This is a genomic window from Pseudomonas sp. MOIL14HWK12:I1, assembly GCF_000510705.1.
GTDB lineage: Bacteria > Pseudomonadota > Gammaproteobacteria > Pseudomonadales > Pseudomonadaceae > Chryseomonas > Chryseomonas oryzihabitans.
In genome coordinates this window covers 39,286-60,961 of the sequence record NZ_KI783308.1, presented here as the reverse complement: position 1 = coordinate 60,961, position 21,676 = coordinate 39,286, and the positions used below count along the sequence as shown (strand labels likewise).

General features: G+C 67.8%; 21 protein-coding genes. 10 read left to right on the top strand and 11 right to left on the bottom strand.

Going from position 1 to position 21,676, the window contains the following annotated elements:
* Window positions 1–2 precede the first annotated feature (2 nt).
* The 3 genes from PSEK12I1_RS0117970 (at window position 3) to PSEK12I1_RS0117960 (ending at window position 5,201) form a co-directional block, all read left to right on the top strand.
* Window positions 3–1,148, top strand: a complete 1,146-nt coding sequence (locus tag PSEK12I1_RS0117970) for a cell division protein FtsQ (protein WP_027597210.1) — start codon at window positions 3–5, stop codon at window positions 1,146–1,148.
* A 62-nt stretch (window positions 1,149–1,210) separates the two neighbouring features.
* Window positions 1,211–2,539, top strand: coding sequence for a bifunctional DedA family/phosphatase PAP2 family protein (locus tag PSEK12I1_RS0117965; protein WP_027597211.1), 1,329 nt, complete (start codon window positions 1,211–1,213; stop codon window positions 2,537–2,539).
* Between the two features lie 97 nt (window positions 2,540–2,636).
* On the top strand, window positions 2,637–5,201 hold the full coding sequence (locus tag PSEK12I1_RS0117960; protein ID WP_027602467.1) for an ATP-binding protein: 2,565 nt from the start codon (window positions 2,637–2,639) through the stop codon (window positions 5,199–5,201).
* Window positions 5,202–5,231: 30 nt separating this feature from the next.
* Here PSEK12I1_RS0117960 and bfr read toward each other — a convergent pair whose 3' ends face one another.
* The 6 genes from bfr to PSEK12I1_RS0117930 all read right to left on the bottom strand — a co-directional run bounded on the left by bfr (window position 5,232) and on the right by PSEK12I1_RS0117930 (window position 10,266).
* A complete protein-coding gene (bfr, locus tag PSEK12I1_RS0117955) occupies window positions 5,232–5,729 on the bottom strand; it encodes a bacterioferritin (protein ID WP_007159675.1) in 498 nt (165 codons plus the stop codon).
* 120 nt (window positions 5,730–5,849) lie between these two features.
* Window positions 5,850–6,740, bottom strand: coding sequence for a PA4780 family RIO1-like protein kinase (locus PSEK12I1_RS0117950; protein ID WP_027597213.1), 891 nt, complete (start codon window positions 6,738–6,740; stop codon window positions 5,850–5,852).
* 150 nt (window positions 6,741–6,890) lie between these two features.
* On the bottom strand, window positions 6,891–7,823 hold the full coding sequence (locus PSEK12I1_RS0117945; RefSeq protein WP_027602466.1) for a biotin-dependent carboxyltransferase family protein: 933 nt from the start codon (window positions 7,821–7,823) through the stop codon (window positions 6,891–6,893).
* Window positions 7,820–8,497 (bottom strand): 5-oxoprolinase subunit PxpB, encoded by a 678-nt coding sequence (gene pxpB / locus PSEK12I1_RS0117940; RefSeq protein ID WP_007159678.1) that lies wholly within the window; start codon window positions 8,495–8,497, stop codon window positions 7,820–7,822. Before pxpB ends, PSEK12I1_RS0117945 begins: the two co-directional genes overlap by 4 nt.
* Window positions 8,494–9,240, bottom strand: coding sequence for a 5-oxoprolinase subunit PxpA (locus PSEK12I1_RS0117935; RefSeq protein WP_027597216.1), 747 nt, complete (start codon window positions 9,238–9,240; stop codon window positions 8,494–8,496). Before PSEK12I1_RS0117935 ends, pxpB begins: the two co-directional genes overlap by 4 nt.
* Window positions 9,241–9,345: 105 nt before the next feature.
* Window positions 9,346–10,266, bottom strand: coding sequence for a LysR family transcriptional regulator (locus PSEK12I1_RS0117930; protein ID WP_027597217.1), 921 nt, complete (start codon window positions 10,264–10,266; stop codon window positions 9,346–9,348).
* A gap of 272 nt (window positions 10,267–10,538) precedes the next feature.
* On the opposite strand from PSEK12I1_RS0117930, the gene PSEK12I1_RS0117925 reads away from it, so the two are divergent.
* From PSEK12I1_RS0117925 to PSEK12I1_RS0117895, 7 genes are all read left to right on the top strand, one after another.
* The gene (locus PSEK12I1_RS0117925; protein ID WP_027597218.1) at window positions 10,539–11,246 is read left to right on the top strand and encodes a DUF969 domain-containing protein; all 708 of its coding nucleotides are present in this window, start codon (window positions 10,539–10,541) and stop codon (window positions 11,244–11,246) included.
* Complete coding sequence (locus tag PSEK12I1_RS0117920) at window positions 11,243–12,193, top strand: DUF979 domain-containing protein (RefSeq protein WP_027597219.1); 951 nt, start codon at window positions 11,243–11,245, stop codon at window positions 12,191–12,193. The genes PSEK12I1_RS0117925 and PSEK12I1_RS0117920 overlap by 4 nt, the downstream gene beginning before the upstream one ends.
* Before the next feature lie 8 nt (window positions 12,194–12,201).
* Complete coding sequence (gene pcp, locus PSEK12I1_RS0117915; protein ID WP_027602465.1) at window positions 12,202–12,840, top strand: pyroglutamyl-peptidase I; 639 nt, start codon at window positions 12,202–12,204, stop codon at window positions 12,838–12,840.
* 79 nt (window positions 12,841–12,919) lie between these two features.
* On the top strand, window positions 12,920–14,272 hold the full coding sequence (locus PSEK12I1_RS0117910; protein WP_027602464.1) for an MATE family efflux transporter: 1,353 nt from the start codon (window positions 12,920–12,922) through the stop codon (window positions 14,270–14,272).
* Between the two features lie 64 nt (window positions 14,273–14,336).
* Window positions 14,337–14,474, top strand: coding sequence for a hypothetical protein (locus PSEK12I1_RS24815; RefSeq protein ID WP_007159685.1), 138 nt, complete (start codon window positions 14,337–14,339; stop codon window positions 14,472–14,474).
* 120 nt (window positions 14,475–14,594) lie between these two features.
* Window positions 14,595–15,140, top strand: a complete 546-nt coding sequence (locus PSEK12I1_RS0117900; RefSeq protein WP_037007189.1) for a hypothetical protein — start codon at window positions 14,595–14,597, stop codon at window positions 15,138–15,140.
* 286 nt (window positions 15,141–15,426) lie between these two features.
* A complete protein-coding gene (locus PSEK12I1_RS0117895) occupies window positions 15,427–16,467 on the top strand; it encodes an acyltransferase (protein ID WP_027602462.1) in 1,041 nt (346 codons plus the stop codon).
* Window positions 16,468–16,620: 153 nt separating this feature from the next.
* On the opposite strand, the gene PSEK12I1_RS0117890 is transcribed toward PSEK12I1_RS0117895, so the two are convergent.
* The 5 genes from PSEK12I1_RS0117890 to tgt form a co-directional block, all read right to left on the bottom strand.
* Window positions 16,621–17,148 carry a glycine zipper 2TM domain-containing protein gene (locus PSEK12I1_RS0117890; RefSeq protein WP_007162948.1) on the bottom strand — a complete coding sequence of 176 codons (528 nt, stop codon included), beginning with the start codon at window positions 17,146–17,148 and terminating at the stop codon, window positions 16,621–16,623.
* Window positions 17,149–17,207: 59 nt separating this feature from the next.
* Complete coding sequence (gene secF / locus PSEK12I1_RS0117885; protein ID WP_027597224.1) at window positions 17,208–18,113, bottom strand: protein translocase subunit SecF; 906 nt, start codon at window positions 18,111–18,113, stop codon at window positions 17,208–17,210.
* A 10-nt stretch (window positions 18,114–18,123) separates the two neighbouring features.
* Window positions 18,124–19,992: a protein translocase subunit SecD gene (secD, locus tag PSEK12I1_RS0117880; RefSeq protein ID WP_027597225.1), complete on the bottom strand. Its 1,869-nt coding sequence runs from the start codon at window positions 19,990–19,992 to the stop codon at window positions 18,124–18,126.
* Between the two features lie 64 nt (window positions 19,993–20,056).
* On the bottom strand, window positions 20,057–20,401 hold the full coding sequence (yajC, locus tag PSEK12I1_RS0117875; RefSeq protein WP_007162951.1) for a preprotein translocase subunit YajC: 345 nt from the start codon (window positions 20,399–20,401) through the stop codon (window positions 20,057–20,059).
* Window positions 20,402–20,548: 147 nt separating this feature from the next.
* Window positions 20,549–21,667 (bottom strand): tRNA guanosine(34) transglycosylase Tgt, encoded by a 1,119-nt coding sequence (gene tgt, locus PSEK12I1_RS0117870; protein ID WP_051399200.1) that lies wholly within the window; start codon window positions 21,665–21,667, stop codon window positions 20,549–20,551.
* Window positions 21,668–21,676 lie beyond the last annotated feature (9 nt).

Here is a 21,676-nt window from a genome sequence, read left to right as displayed (position 1 = left end):
TCATGAGCGCTCCCGCCCTGCCGCCCTCACCCGCACCGCAACCGCCCAGCGCCAGCAGCGCGCGGCTGGCCCCGCTCGCCGGAGTGGTCTTCGCCCTGTTCCTGGCGATCGGCCTGCTGTCCTGCGCCTGGGCGCTGCTCACCGATCGCCTTTCGCTCTGGCCGGAAAGGGTGGATCGCCATGCCCTGCTCGAAGGCGAGATCACCCACCACATCGCCAAGGAACTGGCCAAGGCGCCGTTGCCGGAAGCGGCCGCCCGCCTGGAACGCGGCGCCAGCTGGCTGCTGCTGGGCGACAGCGGACCCCGGGTGCGCCAGGGCTGCCCCGGCTGGCTGTTTCTCGCCGAAGAACTCGAGGTCTCGCGCCAGGCCGCCGCCAATGCCCGGGCCCGTGCCCAGACGGTGATCGAACTGCGCCAGCAACTGGCCGCCCGGCACATCCAGTTGCTGGTCGCCGTGGTGCCGGACAAGAGTCGCATCGCCGCCGACCAGCTGTGCGGACTGCGACGCCCGGTCGCCTTCGCCAATCGGGTCGCCGACTGGACGCGGATGCTGAGTGCCGCGCGGGTACCGGTGCTCGACCTGACCACGGCGCTCACGCCCCTGGGCAGCGCCGCCTTCCTGCGCACCGATACCCACTGGAACGAGGCCGGTGCCGAGGCCGCGGCCCGCGCCCTGGCGCTGCGCATCCAGGCGCTGCCCTTCCAGGCCAGCCCGGCACGGGCCTTCACGCGTACGCTGCTGGCGCCGGCACCGCGACCCGGTGACCTGGTGCGCCTGGCCGGCCTGGACTGGCTGCCGCCGCGCCTGCAGCCGACCCCCGAGGTGCTGCGCCTGACCCAGGTCGACAGCCACGCCGCGGCCGGCGCCAGCGATGACCTGTTCGGCGATGGGGACCTGCCCAACGTCGCGCTCATCGGCACCTCCTTCTCGCGCAATTCCAATTTCCTGCCCTTCCTGGAACAGGCCCTGGGCGCCAGCGTCGGGCGTTTCGCCAAGGACGGCGGGCATTTCGCCGGTGCGGCACGGGACTATTTCGCCAGTCCCGCCTTCCGACAAACCCCGCCACAGTTATTGGTCTGGGAAATTCCCGAGCGCGATTTACAATCCCCCGGCCCCGAGGCGTTGCGTCTCGATCCGCGTCCTTGAGGCAACCAAGGCTTTCCCCATGGGTCTGAGGACGCAACCCCCAGCCCCCAGGAAGCCTTTCGATGACGGAACTGCTAGACGGCCTGACCCAGTGGATCAACCAGCACCACCAGTGGCTGGGCGTGGCCATCTTCATCATCTCCTTTCTCGAGTGCCTGGCCCTGGCCGGGCTGGTGGTACCCGGCACGGTGATCCTGTTCGCCGTGGCCGTCGCCGCCGGCAATGGCGCGCTCAATCTCTTCGATACCCTGCTGCTGGGCTTTCTGGGCGGCATCCTTGGCGATGCGGTGTCCTATTTCATCGGTCGGCGCTTCCATGAAGGCATCCGCCGCCTGCCCGGCTTGCGCACCCATCCGGAATGGATCGGCTCGGCCGAGGGCTTCATCCACAGATACGGCGTGGCCAGTCTGCTGGTGGGTCGCTTCATCGGTCCGCTGCGCCCGCTGCTGCCGCTGATCGCCGGCATGCTGGACATGCCCCTGGTCAAATTCGTCAGCGTCAGCCTGGTGGCCGCCGCCGGCTGGTCCATCGCCTACCTCGGCCCGGGCTGGGTGACTGGCGCGGCCTTCCGCCTACCCTTGCCGGAAGGCTTCTGGCAGCAGGCCGGCATCATCCTCGGCGGCATCGCGGTGCTGGTGGCGGTCATCGCCCATGGTGCCTGGCGCGAGCGCGCCGGCACCACGCTGATCAGCGGCGCCCTCTGCCTGGCCGGGCTGCTGGCCCTGCTGTTCGGCTGGCACCACCTGCGCGCCTTCGACGAAGGCCTGATGGCGCTGGTGCAGGAGCATCGCGAGGGCTGGCTCAACCTGGTTGCCGTGGTCATCACCCGCATGGGCGATTTCCGTACCCAGCTGATCCTGGCGGCCGTGCTGATCCTGGTGCTGGCCGCCTTCCGCCAGTGGCGCCCGCTGCTGTTCGCCCTGGGCACCACCCTGGGGACCGCTCTGGCCAACGGCCAGTTGAAGAATCTGCTGGCCCGCGCGCGCCCCGATGTGCTCGCCGAACCCCTGACCACCTACAGCCTGCCCAGCGGCCACAGCTCGGCCTCCTTCGCCTTCTTCCTGACCCTGGGCATCCTCGTCGGCCGCCGCTATGGTCCGCGCGGGCGCCTCGCCTGGCTGGTGATCGCTGCCCTGCCGGCGGTGCTCATCGCCCTCAGCCGCGTCTACCTGGGCGTGCACTGGCCCACCGACATCCTGGCCGGCGCCCTGCTCGCCGGCGGTTTCTGCGGCCTGAGCCTGGCGCTGTTGCAGAAGACCGGCGGCAATCGCCTGGAGCCGATCCCGCCGCGGACCTGGTGGGTGCTGCTGCCCCTGGTCGTACTGGTGCTGGCCTTCGCCGCCGGCTGGGCCCTGCCCGAAGCCATCGAGCGCTATGCGCCCCGGTTGTAAGGCCGCGGCCGAAAAAATCCGCGCCTGGTCCTGCAGTTCCGGTTCGATTGTGGTCTGAACGGCTGGAACTACGGCGGTGGGTGGGGAGACACGATAGATGGCAGCGCAGCTTGCCGACTGGAACGAACTGGACTTTCTGGCCGGCGGTGGCGAGATGGGCGCCCGGCTGCGCAGTCACGACTGGTCGGAATCCCCTCTGGGCCCGCCCTCTCAGTGGCCGCAATCTCTCAGGTCCGCACTGAGCATCTGCCTGAATTCCAGCTTTCCCACCGCCATCTACTGGGGCCCCGACCTGCTGCTGCTCTACAACGATGCCTGGGCGCCGATTCCCGCAGAGCGGCATCCCTGGGCCCTGGGTCGCCCGGCGCAGGAGGTCTGGCAGGACATCTGGCCGGTGGTGGGGCCGCAGTTCGGACAGGTCCTGAGCAGCGGCCAGGGCTTTTCGGTGTTCGACCAGCTGCTGCCGATGCTGCGCCAGGGGGTGGTCACCGAGACCTACTGGAACTACAGCTTCACCCCGATCCGTGGCGAAGGCGGCGAGATCGCCGGGATCTTCAACCAGGGCCACGAGACCACCCAGCGCATCCTCGACGAGCGCCGTCGCGCTGCCGATGCCGCCCGCCAGCGGCGGATGTTCGAGCAGGCGCCCGGCTTCGTCGCCATCGTGCGCGGCCCGGATCACGTCTTCGACTTCGTCAACGTCGCCTACAGCCGCCTGTTCGATGGCCGGCCCCGCGAAGGCCTGACGGTGCGCGAGGTCTTTCCCGAATTGCACAATCAGGGCTATTTCGAGTGGCTCGAACAGGTCTATCGCAGCGGTCGCCGCTTCGTCGCCGAGCACCAGCCCCTGCGCCTGGAAACCGCGGGCGAACCGGTCCGCACCCTGTACCTGGATTTCATCTACGAACCCCTGACCGACGAAACCGGCCAGGTGATCGGCATCTTCTGCCAGGGGCAGGACGTCACCGAAGCCCATCTGGCGCGCGCCGCGCTGGAGGCCAGCGAACGACGCTTCCGCACCGCCCTGGAAATCGAGACGGTGGGCGCTCTCTGCTTCGATGCCGAGGGGCGGCTGATCGATGCCAATGACGCCTTCCTGCGCATGAGCGGCCACGACCGCGAGGACCTGGCCGCCGGGCGAATCGCCTGGCCCGCACCGCTACTGCCCCACCCCGACGCTCAGGTGCCGCCCGAGGAGCGCAGCTATCGGCGCCGCGACGGCTCGACCGGCTGGGCGCTGGTGGCCGCCAAGCGCCTGCCCGATGGCAGCGCCTTCGAATTCCTGGTCGACATCAGCGACCGCAAGCAGGCCGAGGCCGAGTTGCGCGAGGAAACCCGCACCCTCGAAGCCCTCAAGCGCATCGACACGGAGTTGGCCAGCCAGCTGGATCTGGCGCACCTGGTGCAGACCGTGACCGATGCCGGGGTGGAGTTGACGGGCGCGGAATTCGGCGCCTACTTTCATCAACGCCATGAAGAAGGTGGCGGACGTCTGCAGCGCTTCACCCTGTCCGGCGTCGAGCGGGACCTTTTCGAGCAGATCGGAGAATCCGCTGCCACCACCCTGTTCGTCACCACCCTGGGCAGCGCGGGCGTGGTCCGCAGTGACGACCTGGCGAGCGACCCACAGCTCGGCCACGTCCTGGCGCCGCAAGGCCGCGCGAGTCGGCTGCCGGTGCGCAGCTATCTGGCCGTCGCGGTGGTGGCCCGCAGTGGCGCGGTGCTGGGCGGGCTGGGCTTCGGCCATCCGGAGCCGGGGCGCTTCAACGCCCGCCACGAACGCCTGATGGTCGCCCTGGCCGCTCGCGCGGCCATCGCCATCGAGCAGGCCCAGCTGTTCCAGGCGGTGCGGACCGCCAACGAGACCCTCGAACAGCGTGTCATCGAGCGCACCGCCGAACTGACCCAGGCGCAGCAGGCGCTGCACCAGGCGCAGAAGATGGAGGCCATCGGCCAGTTGACCGGCGGCATCGCCCACGACTTCAACAACCTGCTGGCCGGCATCATCGGCAGCCTGGAGCTGATCGAGCGCCGCCTGCAGCAGCACCGGACCGACCAGCTCGACCGGCTGCTCGGTGGCGCCCAGGCCTACGCCGCACGCGCGGCCTCCCTGACCCAGCGGCTGCTGGCCTTTTCCCGGCGGCAGACCCTGGAACCCAAGCCCACTGATGTGAACGAGCTGATGCTGGCCATGGAAGAGCTGATCCGCCGCAGCGTCGGCCCGGCGATCGAGGTGCAGGCCGAGCCGGCGGAGCCGCTCTGGTCGACGGTGATCGATGCCGTGCAACTGGAAAGCGCCCTGCTCAACCTGGCGATCAACGCCCGGGACGCCATGCCCCAGGGCGGCCAGCTGCGGCTGTCCACGGCCAATCTGCCGGAGGATGCGCCGGAGCGGCCGGAGGACCTGCCAGCAGGCGATTACGTGAGAGTCAAGGTGAGCGACACCGGAACCGGCATCGCGCCGGAGATCCTGGAGCGGATCTTCGATCCCTTCTTTACCACCAAGCCGCCGGGTCAGGGCACCGGACTGGGCCTGTCGATGGTGCACGGCTTCGTGCACCAGTCGGGTGGCCAGATCCAGGTCGACACCACGCCGGGCGTGGGGACCTGCATCTCACTTTATCTGCCACGGGCGCCGGAGGACGACGCCCGCACGTCCTGAGCGACGCCCAGCGGCGCCGCTCGGCCGACCTCAGAGGCCGGCGCCATGGGGCGTGGTGCCGCCCTTCATCTGCGATTGCAGGTAGTTCTGCAGACCGATCTTGTCGATCAGGCCCAGCTGCTGCTCCAGCCAGTAGGCGTGGTCTTCCTCGGTGTCTTCCAGCTGCACCACCAGGATCTCGCGGGTCACGAAGTCCTTGTGCTGGTTGCACAGGGCCACGCCCTGGGCCAGGGCTTCGCGTACCTCGTACTCCAGCGCCAGGTCCGCGCGCAGCATCTCCGGTACGGTCTGGCCGACGGTGATGGCGTTGGGACGCATGTCCGGCGTGCCCTCGAGGAAGAGGATGCGGCGCAGCAGGGCATCGGCGTGCTGGGTTTCCTCTTCCATCTCGTGACCGATCCGCTCGTACAGGCGCATCAGGCCCCAGTCCTCGTACATCCGCGAGTGGATGAAGTACTGGTCGCGCGCCGCCAGCTCGCCGCGCAGCAGCTGGTTGAGGTAGTTGATGACGTCCGGATGGCCTTGCATGAAAAGAGTCCTGTGCTGTTCAGTGCCCAGTTTAGCGCGCTGGCGCCCGGAGGACGCCGTTCATCGCCCGACCACTGGGGCCGTTCGTCTCATCGCAGCGCTAATCGTTCTACTTAACGATCAGCTTAGCCAGGGCGGCGGCGGTTCTTCGCGCACGCTGGGCTCGTCCTGCTCGCGCCGCGCGGCCTGGCGACGCTCCTCGTCGCGCCGGGCGGCCTCGATCTCGCGCATCACCGCATGGACGTCGGCCTGGCCTTCGCGTTCGACGAATTCGCCGGTCAGGCGGGTATTGGCGAACAGCTCGCCCTTCTCGAACAGCGCCCACATCTCCGGCGCATAGCGGGTCTTGCGCAATTCCGGGGCGAAGCGACCGAAATACAGCGCCATGTTCTCCACGTCCCGCGCCAGCAGGCGGAAGGCGTGGTTGTTGCCGGCGGCGTCCACCGCCTGGGGCAGGTCGATGATCACCGGGCCGTCCTCGGCCAGCAGCACGTTGAATTCGGAAAGGTCGCCGTGGACCAGGCCAGCGCAGAGCATGCGCACGATCTGGCCGATCATCAGCTCGTGGTAGCGCAGCGCTTCCTCGGCGGTGAGGGTCACGTCGTTGAGCCGCGGCGCGGCCTCGCCATTGCCGTCGGTGACCAGGTCCATCAGCAGCACGCCATCGAGGAAGTCGTGGGGCTTGGGCACCCGCACCCCGGCATCGGCCAGGCGATAGAGCGCCGTCACCTCGGCGTTCTGCCAGTTGTCCTCGCGCTCGCGGCGACCGAACTTGGAGCCCTTGGCCATGGCGCGGTTTTCCCGACTGCCACGCACCTTGCGCCCCTCCTGATACTCGGCGGCCTGGCGGAAGCTGCGCTTGTCGGCCTCCTTGTAGACCTTGGCGCAACGTACCTGGCTGCCGCAGCGAACCACGTAGACCGCCGCTTCCTTGCCACTCATCAGGGGCCGTATCACCTCATCGACCAAGCCGTCCTCGATCAGCGGCTCGATGCGTTTGGGAGTTTTCATCGCCGGTTCCAGCTCCTTCTTGTCGGTCGTCTCGGGGGGACGTGTGAGGCAAGTTTCAAGCCAGACGCCGAGAAAGGGAAGTCGGCGTCGCCCCTGAGCGTGCGACTCATCGAAGCGGACAAGATTCCTCAGCCGTGACCGGTTGCATCGTCAGCCGCCGAAGAAGGCCAGGAACCGCCGCCACTCGGCCTGGGCCTCGGCCAGCTCCACCGGGGCGAAGCGCACCTCGTGATGGGCCGGGCACTGGGCCAGGCGCGCCAGGTCCAGCGGGTGGATGAAGCCCAGCAGCGGATAGCCGCCCATGGTCTGGCGATCGGCCATGAGCACGATGGGCTGGCCATCGGGCGGCACCTGGATGGCACCGGTCACCACGCCCAGCGACCACTGGCGACGCGGGGGCGCCAGGGGCACCTCGCCGGCCAGGCGGATGCCCATGCGATCGGACTGCGGGCTGATGCGCCAGGACTGGGTGCAGAGCGCCTGCTGCTGCGCCGGGCCGAAGGCCTCGGCGTCGCCACCGAGGATCACCCGCAGGGTCGGCACCTCGCGATAGTCCGGCACGAAACGCGCGGCCGGGCCGCAGCCGTGGGCATGCAGCGCGCTCACCGCCGCGCAGCCCAGCCGCTGGCCGGCCGCCAGCGGCGCGCCCTGGCCTTCCAGCCCGCCCAGGCCTTCGCGCCGGTTGCTGGCCACGCTCCCCAGGGTCGCCGGCGCCTGGAAGCCGCCACCGGCGGCGGCCAGGTAGGCGCGCTGCCCGGACTGGGCGAAGCCCAGGCGCAAGCGCGCGCCAGCCCTTACCGGAAAACACGACCAGGCCGGCAGGGGCTCGCCATCCAGGCGGGCATCCAGCGGCGCACCGGTCAGCGCCAGCCAGGTATCGGTCTCGATCTCGAATTCGGCGCCGCCCAGGGCGATCTCCAGCAGCGGCGCCGCGACCGGATTGCCCACCAGGCGACTGGCCCAGCGCGCGGCATGGCCGTCCATGGGCCCCGAGGGCGCCACCCCCAGGTGTTGCCAGCCCTGGCGCCCCAGATCCTGCAGCAGGGTCAGGGGACCGGGTTTGATGACCTGCAGTCCGCTCATGGCTGACCTCCCTGGGCGCGAAAGGCCGCTTCGTCGACGGGTACGAAGCGCACCCGATCACCGGGTGCCAGCAGGCACGGCGGCTCGGCCCGGGCATCGAAGACCGTCCACAGGCAGCGACCGATGAGATTCCAGCCGCCCGGCGAAGCCTGGGGATAGACGGCGGTCTGGCGCTCGGCGATGGCCAGGCTGCCGGCGGGTACGTGGGTCCGCGGCGTGCTGCGCCGGGGCAGCGCCAGGCGTTCGTCCAGTTCGCCAAGAAAGGCGAAGCCCGGCATGAAGCCGATGGCGCCCACCTGATAGTCACGACCGCTGTGCAGAGTGATGACCTCGCCCTCGCTCAGGCCACAGCGCTCGGCCACCTCGGCCAGATCGGGGCCGGCATAGAGCGTCGGCACCTGGTGCAGGCGCCCGCCCTCGCCCGCCGGCGCGGCGCCCGGCCAGTCGGCCAGCAGGGGGTCGAGGCCGGCCTGCAGCTCGGCCAGGGTCAGTTGCAGGGGATCGTAGTGCACCAGCAGGCTGGTCCAGCCCGCCACCAGATCGGTCACCGCCGGGCCGAAGCGCTGGCGAATCCGCTCGCCCAGGCGGGCGATGCGCGGCGGCAGCTCGGCATCGGGATGCTCGGCCAGTTCGAGCAGCAGCGCCGCAACGCCAAAAGGCTTGCAGACGATCATAGGGCGTCCAGGGCGGCGCGCAGCCGCCGTAGTACCGCCAGGGATTCGGCGTTATCACCATGCACGCAGAGGCTGTCGGCCTGCAGCCGCATGGGCTGGCCATCGAAACCGGGAAAGTCTTCGCCGCGGGCGATGGCGACGGCCTGGGCGAGGATGCGTTCGGGGTCGTGATGGACAGCCCCGACCTGGCCACGCGGAGCCAGGGAGCCGTCGGCCAGATAGGCGCGATCGGCGAAGGCTTCCAGCAGCAGCGGCACCCCGGCGGCTTCGGCCAGCCGGCGCTCGCGATCATTGTCGGCCTTGGCCAGCACCATCAGCGGCAGTCCCTGGCGATAGCGGGCGCAGGCGGAAAGCGCGGCGCTCAGCAGGGCATCGTCCTTGACCAGGGCGTTGTAGAGGGCGCCGTGGGGCTTCACGTACTCGACGCGTACGCCTGCGGCGCGGCAGAAGGCGTCGAGGGCGCCGATCTGGTAGAGGATCATGGCTTCCACCTCGGCCGGAGTGCAGGCCATGGGCCGCCGACCGAAGCCCACCAGATCGGGATAGGCCGGATGGGCACCGATCTGCACGCCGTTGGCCACCGCCAGGGTCACGGCGCGCTGCATGGTCAGGGGATCGGCGGCATGGAAGCCGCAGGCCAGGTTGGCCTGGTCGACCAGGGGAATGGCATGGGCGTCGTCGCCCATGGACCAGGCACCGTAGCTTTCACCGGAATCGCAATTGAGCAGCAGGCGAGCGGGCATGACAGGATCCTCTGAGAAGGTAGCTCGAGTGTCGGAAAGCCGGAGCGCCGCTGTCCAACAAAAGATTCCGGGCGCTGGCGATAAGAAGCTGTTGAAACACCTTGGCTAGACCAGCACCGGCAAGGCGCGCTCCGGCCCCAGCCGCGTACACCAGTCGGCCACCACCGTCTGGCTCAGGGCCACCACCGCCTCGCTCAGCGCCAGGCCGGCGCCGCCATGCCAGCTGGCCTGGACATCGAAGGGCGGCGGGCCGGCCAGCGGCAAGGGCATGAGACTGCCGCGGGCCAATTCCTCGATCACCAGGGCCGGCGGCAGGGCGCCGATGCCGAAGCCCTCGCCCATCAGCTTGATGATGGCCGCCACCGAGTTGATGCAGCAAACCCGCGGTTCGGCGATGCCTTCGCGCTGGAGCAGGCCGAGGATGTCCTGGTGCGGGCGGGAATGGCGGGAAAAGGTGATCAGCCGTTCGCCCGCCAGTTCGGCCAGATTTGCGTAGGGCCGCGCCAGGTGGCTGTCGCTGGCCACCAGCCAGCGCACCGGGTAGCTGGCCAGGTGCAGATTGCGGATGCCCTCGGCGCGCAGGAGATCGGTCTGGAAGATCAGGTCGAGCTGCCCCCGCGCCAGCTGCTCGGCCAGATTCAGCGCCGTGTCCGCGGTCAATTCCAGCTCGATGGCCGGATAGGTCTGGGTGACCGCGGCGATCAGCTGGTCCAGCCAGCTGTGGATCACCGTATCCATCACCCCGATGCGCAGGCGGCCCTCCAGGGTCTGGCCATGGCCCAGGGCCTCGTGCAGCTCGCGCTGGGTGGCCAGCATCCGCTCGGCGTAGCCCAGTACCCGATGACCCTCGGCGGTCAGGCTCACGCCGCGGGAGTCGCGCAGGAACAGTTGCACGCCCAGTTCGCTCTCCAGCACGGCGATGCGACTGGAAATGGCCGCCTGGGTGGTGGATAGCTTTTCCGCCGTCAGGCGGAAACTGCCCAGGCGGGCGACCCAGACGAAGGTATCGAGAAAGCGCAGATTCATGGGGACCTCGACAAGGCTACCCCGCCACTTTACCCCCACCGGCGGTCTTGTCTGCCCCGCTTTTCCCTATCGGCGGCGAACAGTTTTATTTGCTGGACGCCAGCTCCGCCGGCGGCGAAAGATGCCAGCCGGCGTTATGCCAAGTGACGTCTGACAACAATAACGAGCGGTGCCGCGGGCACTGCCTGGATCAGCCGAAGCCGCCCGCGGCTTCCTACCGTCCGCCGCACCGTCTGCCCGGAGCGCGGTGGACCCGCTGGAGACATCCACCTATGCAAACCACCGTCAACCTCTGGCCGCTGCTGGGCGTGCTGGTCATCGTGGTCGGCTTCGTGCTGAGGTTCAATCCGCTGCTGGTCGTCGCCCTGGCCGCCGTGGCCACCGGGATCGCCGCCCAGTTCAGCCCCGAGGCGCTGCTCGCCGCCATCGGCACCGGCTTCATCAAGGCGCGCGCCCTGCCGCTGATCATCCTGCTGCCGCTGGCGGTGATCGGCCTGCTCGAACGCCACGGCCTGCGCCTGCACGCGCAGAACTGGATCGCCCGCTTTCGCAACGCCACCGTCGGCCGCCTGCTGATCTTCTACCTCTTCGTCCGCGAGACCACCGCCGCCCTGGGGCTGACCAGCCTCGGCGGCCATCCGCAGATGGTCCGTCCGCTACTGGCGCCCATGGCCGAAGGCACCGCCGAAAAACTCCATGGCCGCCTGCCCGAGGCCCTGCGCCAGCGGCTGCTGGCCTTTTGCGCCGCCACCGACAATGTCGGCCTGTTCTTTGGCGAGGACATCTTCGTCGCCTTTGGCGCCATCGCCCTGATGCACACCTTCCTGCTCGGCGCCGGACTCGATGTCGAACCCCTGCACATCGCCCTCTGGGGCATTCCCACGGCGCTCTGCGCCTTCTTCATCCACGCCCTGCGCCTGCACCGCTTCGATCGCCAGCTCTATCGCGAGCTGACCGCCAACCGGGAGGTGCGGCCATGATCCTGTCGATCCAGTATCTGTTCTGGCTGGCCGGCGCCATCCTGGCGCTGACCGCGGTCATGACCCTGGCCGATCGTCAGCACCCCAAGCGCTGGACTAGCGGCCTGTTCTGGGGCCTGTTCAGCCTGGTCTTCCTGATCGGCGATCGCCTGCCACCCGCCTGGGTGGGCGCCGGGGTGCTGCTGATGGCGGTGCTGGCCGGCTGCGGTGCGGTGGGCAGCGGTCATCACGCCAGTCGTCCCGAACGCGAGACCCGTGCCAGCGCCGGCCGCCTGGGCAATCGCCTGTTCATTCCGGCGCTGGCCATTCCCGTGGTGACGGTGATCGGCAGCGTCTTGCTCAAGGATGTACAGATCGCCGGTCTGCCGCTGCTCGACCCGAAGAACGTCACCTTCGTCTCCCTCGGCCTGGGCGCCCTGGTGGCCCTGGCGCTGGCCTGCTGGCTGACCCGCGACACCCCGATCCAGGCGATGCGCGAATCGCGGCGCCTGACCGATGCCCTGGGCTGGTCGCTGGTGCTGCCCCAGGCCCTGGCCATGCTCGGCCTGGTCTTTACCGACGCCGGCGTCGGCAAGGCGGTGGCGCACCTGGCCACCGCCTACGTGGCCCTCGACCTGCGCCTGGTGGCGGTGGTGGTCTATGTGGTGGGCATGGCCGCCTTCACCGTCATCATGGGCAACGGCTTCGCCGCCTTCCCGGTGATGACCGGCGGCATCGGCGTGCCGGTGCTGGTGGGCGTCTACCACGCCGATCCGGCGGTGATGGCCGCCATCGGCATGTTCTCCGGCTACTGCGGCACCCTGATGACGCCCATGGCGGCCAACTTCAACATCGTGCCGGCGGCCCTGCTGGAGCTGGACGACAAGAATGCCGTGATCAAGGCCCAGGTCCCCACCGCCCTGGCGGTGCTGGCCTGCAACGTGGTGCTGCTCTATCTGCTGATGTGAGGTATCCCATGACCCTGTTGCTCACCGGTTTCGCGCCCTTTGGCGGCGAGACCCTCAACCCCTCCTGGGAAGCCGTGCGCCGGCTGGATGGCGAGTGCCTCGGCGATCTGCCGGTGGTCGCGGCGCAGCTGCCGACCGAATTCGGCACCGCGCTCCGGGTGCTGGATGAGCTGCTCGAGCGCCATCGCCCGACCCTGGTGGTGGCGGTCGGCCAGGCCGGCGGGCGGGCCGAGCTGTCGCTGGAGCGCATCGCCATCAACGTCGACGACGCCCGCATCCCCGACAACGCCGGACGCCAGCCCATCGACGAGCCGGTGGTGGCTGGTGGCCCGGCGGCCTATTTCAGCACCCTGCCGATCAAGGCCATGACCCGGGTCCTGCGCGACGCCGGCATTCCCGCGGCGGTGTCCCAGACCGCCGGTACCTTCGTCTGCAACCACGTCTTCTACGGCCTGCAGCATCGCCTGCAGGGCAGCGGGGTACGCGGCGGCTTCATCCATATCCCCTACCTGCCGGCCCAGGCCGCCGCTCAGCCCGGCGCGCCGTCCATGGCCCTGGAGACCCTGATCGCCGGTCTGCGCCTGGCGCTGACCTGCGCGGCGACCACCCGGGCGGACCTGCGCGAAGGCGGCGGCCAACTGGACTGATCCCCGCAGGCGCCGCGGCGGAGGACCACCCGGGCCGGCTGGCCTACAATGCCCCCTCCGCCGCCGCTGCGATTAGCCCATGTCCACCCTGCTTGCCGACTGGCGTCACCCCCTGCTGCACCGCCGCGTCTGGGCCCTGGCCGCGCCGATGATCCTGTCCAATCTCAGCGTGCCGCTGGTGACCCTGGTCGACAGCGCCATCGCCGGTCATCTGCCCGAAGCTCGTCAGCTTGCCGCGGTGGCCATGGGCGGCGCCTTCTACACCGCCCTGCTCGGCATCCTCGGCTTCCTGCGCATGGGCACCACCGGCTTCGCCGCCCAGGCCAGCGGCCGCCGCGACGGCGCCGCCCTGCGCCAGATCCTCCTGCAGGCCGGCCTGCTCGGGCTGGGTCTGTCGCTGCTCCTGCTGCTGGCCGCCAGCCTGGCGCTGGAACCGCTGCTTGCCTGGCTCGGCCTGGATCCCGCCTTCGCCGACCTGGCCGCGCGCTTCCTGCACCTGCGCCTGCTCGGCCTGCCCGCGGCGCTGCTCAGCTACGCGGTGATCGGCTGGCTGCTCGGCACCCAGGATGCGCGCACGCCGCTGGTGCTGCTGCTCACCACCAATGCCCTGAACCTGCTGCTGGTGACCGGCTTCGTGCTCGGCCTCGGCGCAGGGGTGCAGGGCATCGCCCTGGCCTCGGTGCTGGCGGAATGGAGCGGCATGCTGCTCGGCCTCTGGCTGGTGCTGCGCCGCCTGCGGCTGTGGCCCGGCCGGATCGATCGCCCGGCGCTGCGCCGCCTCGCCAGCTGGCGGCCGCTGCTGGCGGTCAATCGCGACATCTTCATCCGCTCCCTGGCGCTGCAGGCGGTATTCCTGCTGTTCGCCGCCCAGGGCGCCCAGCTGGGCGAGACCACGGTGGCAGTCAACGCCCTGCTGCTCAATGGCCTGCTGGTCACCGCCTTCGCCCTCGACGGCCTCGCCCATGCGGTGGAGGCCCTGGCCGGCCATGCCCTGGGCGCCCGCGAGGGCGCCACCCTGCGCCGGGTGCTGGTGATCGCCGGTGGCTGGTCGCTGCTGGCCAGCCTCGGCTTCGCCCTGGCCTTCGCCCTCGGCGGCGATCTGTTCATCGCCCTGCAGAGCGACATCGCCGCGGTACGCGAGGCGGCTCACGCCTACCTGCCCTATCTGGCCGTGCTGCCGCTGATCGCCATGGTCAGCTACCTGCTGGACGGCCTCTTCATCGGCGCCACCCGCGCCCGGGAGATGCGCAACTCGATGCTGCTGGCCCTGTTGCTGGCGCTGCCGCTCGGCTGGCTGCTGCGCGGCCTCGGTAACCACGGCCTGTGGCTGGCCTTTCTTGCCTTCATGGCGCTGCGCGGCCTGATCTCCGCCCTGCTCGCCTGGCGCCTGGCCCACCGCGAAGGCTGGCTCAGCGACGACGGCAGCGTCTGACGCTGCGGAACCGCCGGGTCGGCGCCCCCCTCAAAGTCGGACATCCCCTGCCGAGAGCGCTGCCATGAGCGAAGACACCCGCGATCAGGAACCCCTGGACACCCCCGCCGACGGCGACGACGTCCCCGAGCACCAGAAGCCGGAAAACCTGGAAAAGCTCAAGGATTACGGCAAGGACCAGATTCCGCCCGGCATCGCCTGACGCCAACCCTGAACCTCTCGACAAAAGCCGTCGACAGCGGTGGCAAAGCCCCGGCGGAGCTCTTAGCATCCGTCGGGTTAAGTGGGCCCAAGGGCCTTCGTGAAGGGAATCCGGATCACCATGACCGTCAGGTCCTACCTGTCGCCTCTGCGCGCGCCCCTAGTGGCGCTACTGGCGCTTGTCCCGGCGCTGGCCCAGGCCGTCGACGGCTACGCCGGGATCGCCTTTGGCACCGAGCAGAAAGCCTTTCTGGCGAAAAAGCTCTGCACCTTCCAGCCGCGCAAGATCGACGTCGTCGGCGTCGAGTATTTCGAGTGCACTGATTTGACCTTCGCCGGTGAAAAGGTCGAGGCCGGCGCCTTCTTCATCGATGGCCGCTTCCTGCGCCTGTCCATCGTCACGCCCCTGGCGCAGTCCTTCCTGATCGCCGAAGGCCTCACCCAGAAATACGGCAAGCCCTCTTCCCAGTCGTCGGCCGCCGCCTTCGAGCGCCTGACCCAGGACGACGACGCCCAGGCCTATCTGGCCTTCGACCACGACACCGTCGTCTACAAGTTCAGCGCCCAGGCAGCACGCAAGAAGCAGGTCCTGCTGATCTATACCTCGCCGCGCTACGAGCCCCTGCTCAAGGAGAAGCAGCTGCAGTTCGTCAAAGACTCTCTCTAAACATCCGGTTACAGCTCGTCGGACAATTGGGCCTTTGGCCATCAAAGTGTTGCCCCGTTCACGTATGGCCGGAAACAAGCCATGAACAATGGCAGATAGCCACGGTCAGAACGCGGGCAAGGAGCCCCTTCCTGTAACCGGCTACTTACGGACGTCGTTCCTTCGGGAGTCCTACCATGACCGAACCTGTCGCAACGCGCGCCCTGGCGCCGCAGCGTTCCCGCTTTCGTTTGCCCCAGTGCTTTGGCTTCAGCTGCACAGGTTCTCTTTTGAAAAGGATCATTCAATGAACACTCGCAATCTCTGGGTCGACTATGCCAAGGCCATAGGCATCGTGCTGGTCGTCTACGGCCATGTCGTCCGCGGCCTGCTCAACGCCGGCATCCTGCAGGACGCCGAATTCCACGGCCTGGTGGACAGCGTCATCTACAGCTTCCACATGCCGCTGTTCTTCTTCCTGTCCGGCCTGTTCTTCTACAGCTCCTTCATCAAGCGCGGCACCGGCGGCCTGCTGGTGAACAAGATCGACACCATCGTCTATCCCTTCCTGGTCTGGTCGCTGCTGCAGGGCTCGGTGGAGGCGCTGATGTCGCGCTACACCAATGGCGGCGTCAGCTTCAGCGAAGTCCTGACGGTCTGGGAGCCACGCCAGCAGTTCTGGTTCCTCTATGCGCTGTTCCTGGTGTTCTGCCTGGCAATGCTCGCCTATCGCTGGGCCAAGCCGCTGGCCTTCTTCGCCGTGTTCGCCTTTGGCGCCCTGGTCTATCTGTTCCAGAACGCCGGCCCGGAAGACTTCTTCTTCACCTTTACCGCGCAGAACTTCGTGTTCTTCGCCTTCGGCGTCTGGTTCAACAACTTCAAGCAGGCCATCGAGGAACAGGCCGGTCGCGTGATGCTGGGTTCGGGTCTGCTGTTCGTGGTGCTCGAATACTGGTTCCACGGCCTGCTGGGCCTGGTCTACACCGATCGTGGCCTGGCCACCCTGGTGCTGGCGCTGAACGGCATCGTCTTCGTCAGCGCCACCTGCATGGTGCTGGCACAGCGGCCGCTGCAATGGGTGCTGACCCTGGGCGCGCTGTCGATGCCCATCTACGTGATGCACGTGCTCAGCGGCAGTGGCGCCCGCATCGTCCTGAGCAAGGGCCTGCACATCAACGACGGCCTGCTGCACATCGTCGCCGGTTGCGCCTTCGGCATCCTGGTGCCGGTGGCCATCGCCAAGCTGCTGGAAGCCCGCGGCATCAACGGTCTGTTCGAGGCGCCGGCGTGGATCTCCGCCCGGCGGTGGCTTCGGCCCAAAGCAGAAACCCCCCGCCCCGCCGTCTAAATGACGACACCGGCCAGGGCGCCCTGCGCGCCCTGGCCGGCGCGGCAGAGCTTTCGGATCACCGCGCAAGAGCCAATAAAAAACCCGCTGCCAGTCACCTGGCAGCGGGTTTTTTGTTGGCTGCAGCCCTGGGGCTTCAGCCGGTCACGCGAATCACTGGCTGGCCAGTACCTGGCCGTTCTTCACTTCCAGTTGCTTGCCCGGCTCGTGGTCCATGCGGACCTGGCCGATCTTGCCATCCAGCAGGTATTTGACGTCATAGCCGACCACCTTGTCGCTGCTGTCGTTGACCGTGCTGCAGCGGGTCTGGGTGGTGGTGTAGGTGTCGCGGTTCTGCATGTATTCCTGACCCTTGTTGCCGGCGTAACCACCGCCCACGGCACCGGCGATGGTCGCCAGGGTCTTGCCGCTGCCGTTGCCGACCTGGTTGCCCAGCAGACCGCCGACGACCGCGCCTACGGCGGTCCCGGCGATCTGGTGTTGGTCCTGAACAGGCCGCCGATGCGTCACCGCGACCTCCTTGCAGACCTCGCGCGGGGTCTTGACCGTTTCCTTGACCGGCTGGACGGCGACGACCTCGGCGTACTGAGGCCCGCGGTCGACGAAACTGTACGCCACGGCGCCACCAGCGGTGGCGACGATGGCTCCCAGAACCGTACCTACGAGCATCGACTTGTTCACTACAACCTCCTGACTACTCTGTCATAGCGGGCACCTGGCCCTTTGCCATGCCTGGGACATCAGGGACGGTCGTCGAGTTCCTTGGCTTGCGGGGGAATCAGGTCCTCGCTCTTCAGGTCCAGCCAGATCAGCACCACGTTGGCGATATAGATCGACGAGTAGGTACCGGCCAGCACGCCGATGAACAGCGCCAGGGAGAAGCCGAACAGGTTGTCGCCGCCAAAGAACAGCAGCGCCGCCACGGCCAGCAGGGTCGAGATCGAGGTGGCCAGGGTGCGCAGCAGGGTCTGGGTGGTCGAGACGTTGATGTTCTCGATCAGACTGGCCTTGCGCAGTACCCGGAAGTTCTCCCGCACCCGGTCGAACACCACGATGGTGTCGTTGAGCGAGTAGCCGATGATGGCCAGGACCGCCGCCAGCACCGTCAGGTCGAAGGTGATCTGGAAGAACGACAGCAGGCCCAGGGTCACCACCACGTCGTGCACCAGCGAAATGATCGCGCCCACGGCGAACTTCCACTGGAAGCGGAAGGCCACGTAGACCAGCACGCTACCCAGGGCCAGCAGCATGCCCAGGCCGCCCTGGTCACGCAGCTCCTCGCCCACCTGCGGACCGACGAACTCGGTACGGGTCAGGGAGAAGCGCTCGGTGCTCGCCTTCTGCAACGCGCTGGTCACCTGCTGGCCCAGCTGCGGGTTGTCACCCGGCATCCGGACCAGGACATCGGTGGTGGCGCCGAAGCTCTGCACCACCGCCTCCTCGAAGCCGGCGCCCTGCAGCTCCTGACGGATCTTGCCGAGGTCGGCGGGTTGCTCGTAGCGCAGCTCGATCAGGGTACCGCCGGTGAAGTCCAGGCCGAAGTTCAGCCCCTTGTAGAACCAGCTGAACAGCGCCAGAACGGTCAGGAGCGCGGTGATGGCGAACGCGATGTTGCGTACGCCCATGAAGTTGATGGTCTTTTTCATCGCCGCGTCCTCAAATCCACAGCTTCTTGACGTTCCGGCCGCCATAAATCAGGTTGACCATGGCACGGGTCACGAAGATGGCGGTGAACAGGGAGGTGAAGATACCCAGCGACATGGTCACGGCGAAGCCCTTGACCGGCCCGGTGCCCATGGCGAACAGGATGGCGCCCACCAGCAGGGTCGTCAGGTTGGAGTCCAGGATCGCCGTGAAGGCGCGACTGAAGCCCTCGTGGATGGCGCGCTGGATCGGCATGCCGTTGGCGATCTCTTCGCGGATCCGCGAGAAGATCAGCACGTTGGCGTCCACCGCCTGACCCATGGTCAGGACGATACCGGCGATGCCCGGCAGGGTCAGGGTGGCATGCAGGATGGACATCAAGGCCATCAGCAGCACCATGTTGAAGCCCAGGGCGATGGTAGCCAGCAGGCCGAAGAAGCGGTAGATGGCGATCAGGAACAGCGAGACGAAGACCATGCCCCACAGCGAGGCATCGATACCCTTCTCGATGTTGTCGGCACCCAGGCTCGGGCCGAGGGTACGCTCCTCGGCGAAGTACATGGGTGCGGCCAGGCCACCGGCACGCAGCAGCAGCGCCAGTTCCGAAGCCTCGCCCGAGCCGTTCAGGCCGGTGATGCGGAAGCTGTTGCCCAGGGCCGACTGAATGGTCGCCAGGCTGATGATGCGCCGCTCTTCCTCGAAGCCGGGCACCGCCACTTCCTTCTGCACGCCGTCGACGGTCTGGGTGGTGTAGCGGGTGACCGGACGCTGCTCGATGAACACCACGGCCATGCTGCGGCCGACGTTGCTGCGGGTAGCGCGATTGATCAGGTCGCCGCCATGGCCATCCAGGCGGATGTTGACCTGGGGCCGGCCGTTCTCGTCGAAGCTGGCCGAGGCGTCGGTGACCTGGTCACCGGTGATGATGACGTTACGCTCCAGCGGTACCGCCGGACGACCAGGCTCGCGGAATTCGAAGCTCTCGGTGGAGGCGCGCGGGGTGTCCGCGGTGGCGGCCAGGCGGAATTCCAGGTTGGCGGTCTTGCCGAGGATGCGTTTGGCTTCGGCGGTGTCCTGCACGCCCGGCAGCTCGACCACGATGCGGTCGGCGCCCTGGCGCTGCACCAGCGGCTCGGCCACGCCCAGTTCGTTGACCCGGTTGCGCACCGTGGTCAGGTTCTGGGTGACGGCATAGTTGCGGATCTCGCGCAGCTTGGCCTCGGTCAGCTGCAGACGCAGCACCTGCAGGTCACCACGGGTGTCGGTGGTCAGCTCGAAATCGGTGTAGTTCTTGCGGATCAGGCTCTGCGCCTGCTGCAGATCGGCGGCATCGGTGAAGCCCAGCTGCAGGGCGCCGTTCTGGTCGGGCATGCTGCGATAGCGCACCTTCTCGCGACGCAGCAGGGTCTTGACCTCGTTGTCATAGACCTTCAGGCGCGCGTCCACAGCCTTGTCCATGTCCACCGCCAGCAGGAAGTGCACACCACCGGACAGGTCCAGACCCAGCTTCATGGGGCTGGCACCGAGCTTGCGCAGCCACTGCGGGGTGGTGGGCGCCAGGTTCAGGGCGACCACGAAGTCGTCGCCGAGGGTACGGCGGACCACTTCCTGGGCCGGCAGCTGATCGTCGGCGCGCATCAGGCGGATCAGCACCCGGCTGCCGCTCTCGTTGACGTCGCTGGATTTCACGGCGAGTTGCGCCTGCGCCAGAGCCGCGTTCACCCGCTGCACATCGGCAGGGGTCACCGTGCGTTCGGTGCTGGAAGCGCTGATCTGCAGGGCCGGATCGTCGGGGTACAGATTAGGAACCGAATAGATGACGCCCACGACCAGTACGGCCAGGATCAGCAGGTACTTCCAGAGGGGATATTTGTTGAGCATGACACCGCCCGAGATAAAGGCGGGGCGCCTTGCGCGCCCCGATATTAGCTAGATTGAGGAAGACTCAGAGGGCCTTCAGGGTGCCCTTCGGCAGGGTCGCGGCAATGGCGCCCTTCTGGAACTTGAGCTCGACGTTGTCGGACACTTCCAGCACCACGAACTCGTCGGTGACCTTGTTGATGCGACCGGCGATGCCACCGGTGGTCACCACTTCGTCACCCTTCTGCAGGCCGCCGATCAGGTTCTTGTGATCCTTGGTGCGCTTGGCCTGGGGACGCCAGATCAGGAAATAGAAGATCACCACGAAGCCGATCAGGAAGATGAACTGAATGTATTCACCTCCCGGTGCAGCGTTGGCGGCCGGCGCGGCAGCTTCCTGGGCCTGGGCCGTGGAAATCAGAAAACTCATTGCACTACTCCTTGCAGAGTTGGATGACGGAAAAAGAAGAGATGCCGGGGGTCGCTCGCCGCCGTTCCGACCGCCTCGAGACCCTGCTCACGCCCCTGACGAAGGACGCGCGAGCGCCGTTTCGCCAGGGCGATCGGACAGGGGCTTTCAGCTGTCGAGCGGCGGCGTAGGCAGGCCGCGCCGAGCATAGAAGGCGTCCACAAAGTCGGCCAATTTACCCTCTTGGATAGCCTGGCGCAAACCGGCCATCACGCGCTGGTAATACCGCAGGTTGTGGATCGTATTCAGCATACTCCCCAGCATTTCCCCGCATTTATCCAGATGGTGCAGATAGGCCCGGGAGAAATGTTTGCAGGTGTAACAGTCGCAGGTCGGGTCCAGTGGCGTCTCGTCGTGACGGTGCACGGCATTGCGCAGCTTGAGGACCCCAGTGTCGATGAACAGGTGGCCGTTGCGGGCATTGCGGGTGGGCATCACGCAGTCGAACATGTCGACGCCACGGCGCACGCCTTCCACCAGGTCTTCCGGCTTGCCCACGCCCATCAGGTAGCGCGGCTTGTCGGCCGGCAGGTGCGGCGGCAGGAAGTCCAGTACTTGGATCATCTCTTCCTTGGGCTCGCCCACCGACAGGCCGCCGATGGCGTAGCCGTCGAAGCCGATGCCTTCCAGGCCCTCCAGGGACCTCAGGCGCAGTTCCTCGTGCATGCCGCCCTGGACGATGCCGAACAGCGCCGAGGGGTTGTCGCCATGGGCTTCGCGGGAGCGCTTGGCCCAGCGCAGCGACAGCTCCATGGAGCGGCGCGCGGTGTCGAAGTCCGCCGGATAAGGGGTGCACTCGTCGAAGATCATCACGATGTCCGAGCCCAGGGCGCGTTGCACCGCCATGGATTCCTCGGGCCCCATGAACACCTTGGCACCGTCCACCGGCGAGGCGAAGTAGACGCCCTCCTCCTTGATCTTGCGCAGCGCGCCCAGGCTGAACACCTGGAAGCCGCCGGAATCGGTGAGGATCGGTCCCTGCCACTGCATGAAGTCGTGCAGGTCGCCGTGGCGCTGGATCACCTCGGTCCCCGGGCGCAGCCAGAGATGGAAGGTGTTGCCGAGGATGATCTGGGCACCGATGTCGGCGACGCTGTCGGGCAGCATGCCCTTGACCGTGCCGTAGGTACCGACCGGCATGAAGGCCGGGGTCTCGACCACGCCGCGGGGAAAGGTCAGGCGACCGCGACGGGCCTTGCCCTCGGTGGCCAGCAATTCGAAATTCATGAAACTCAT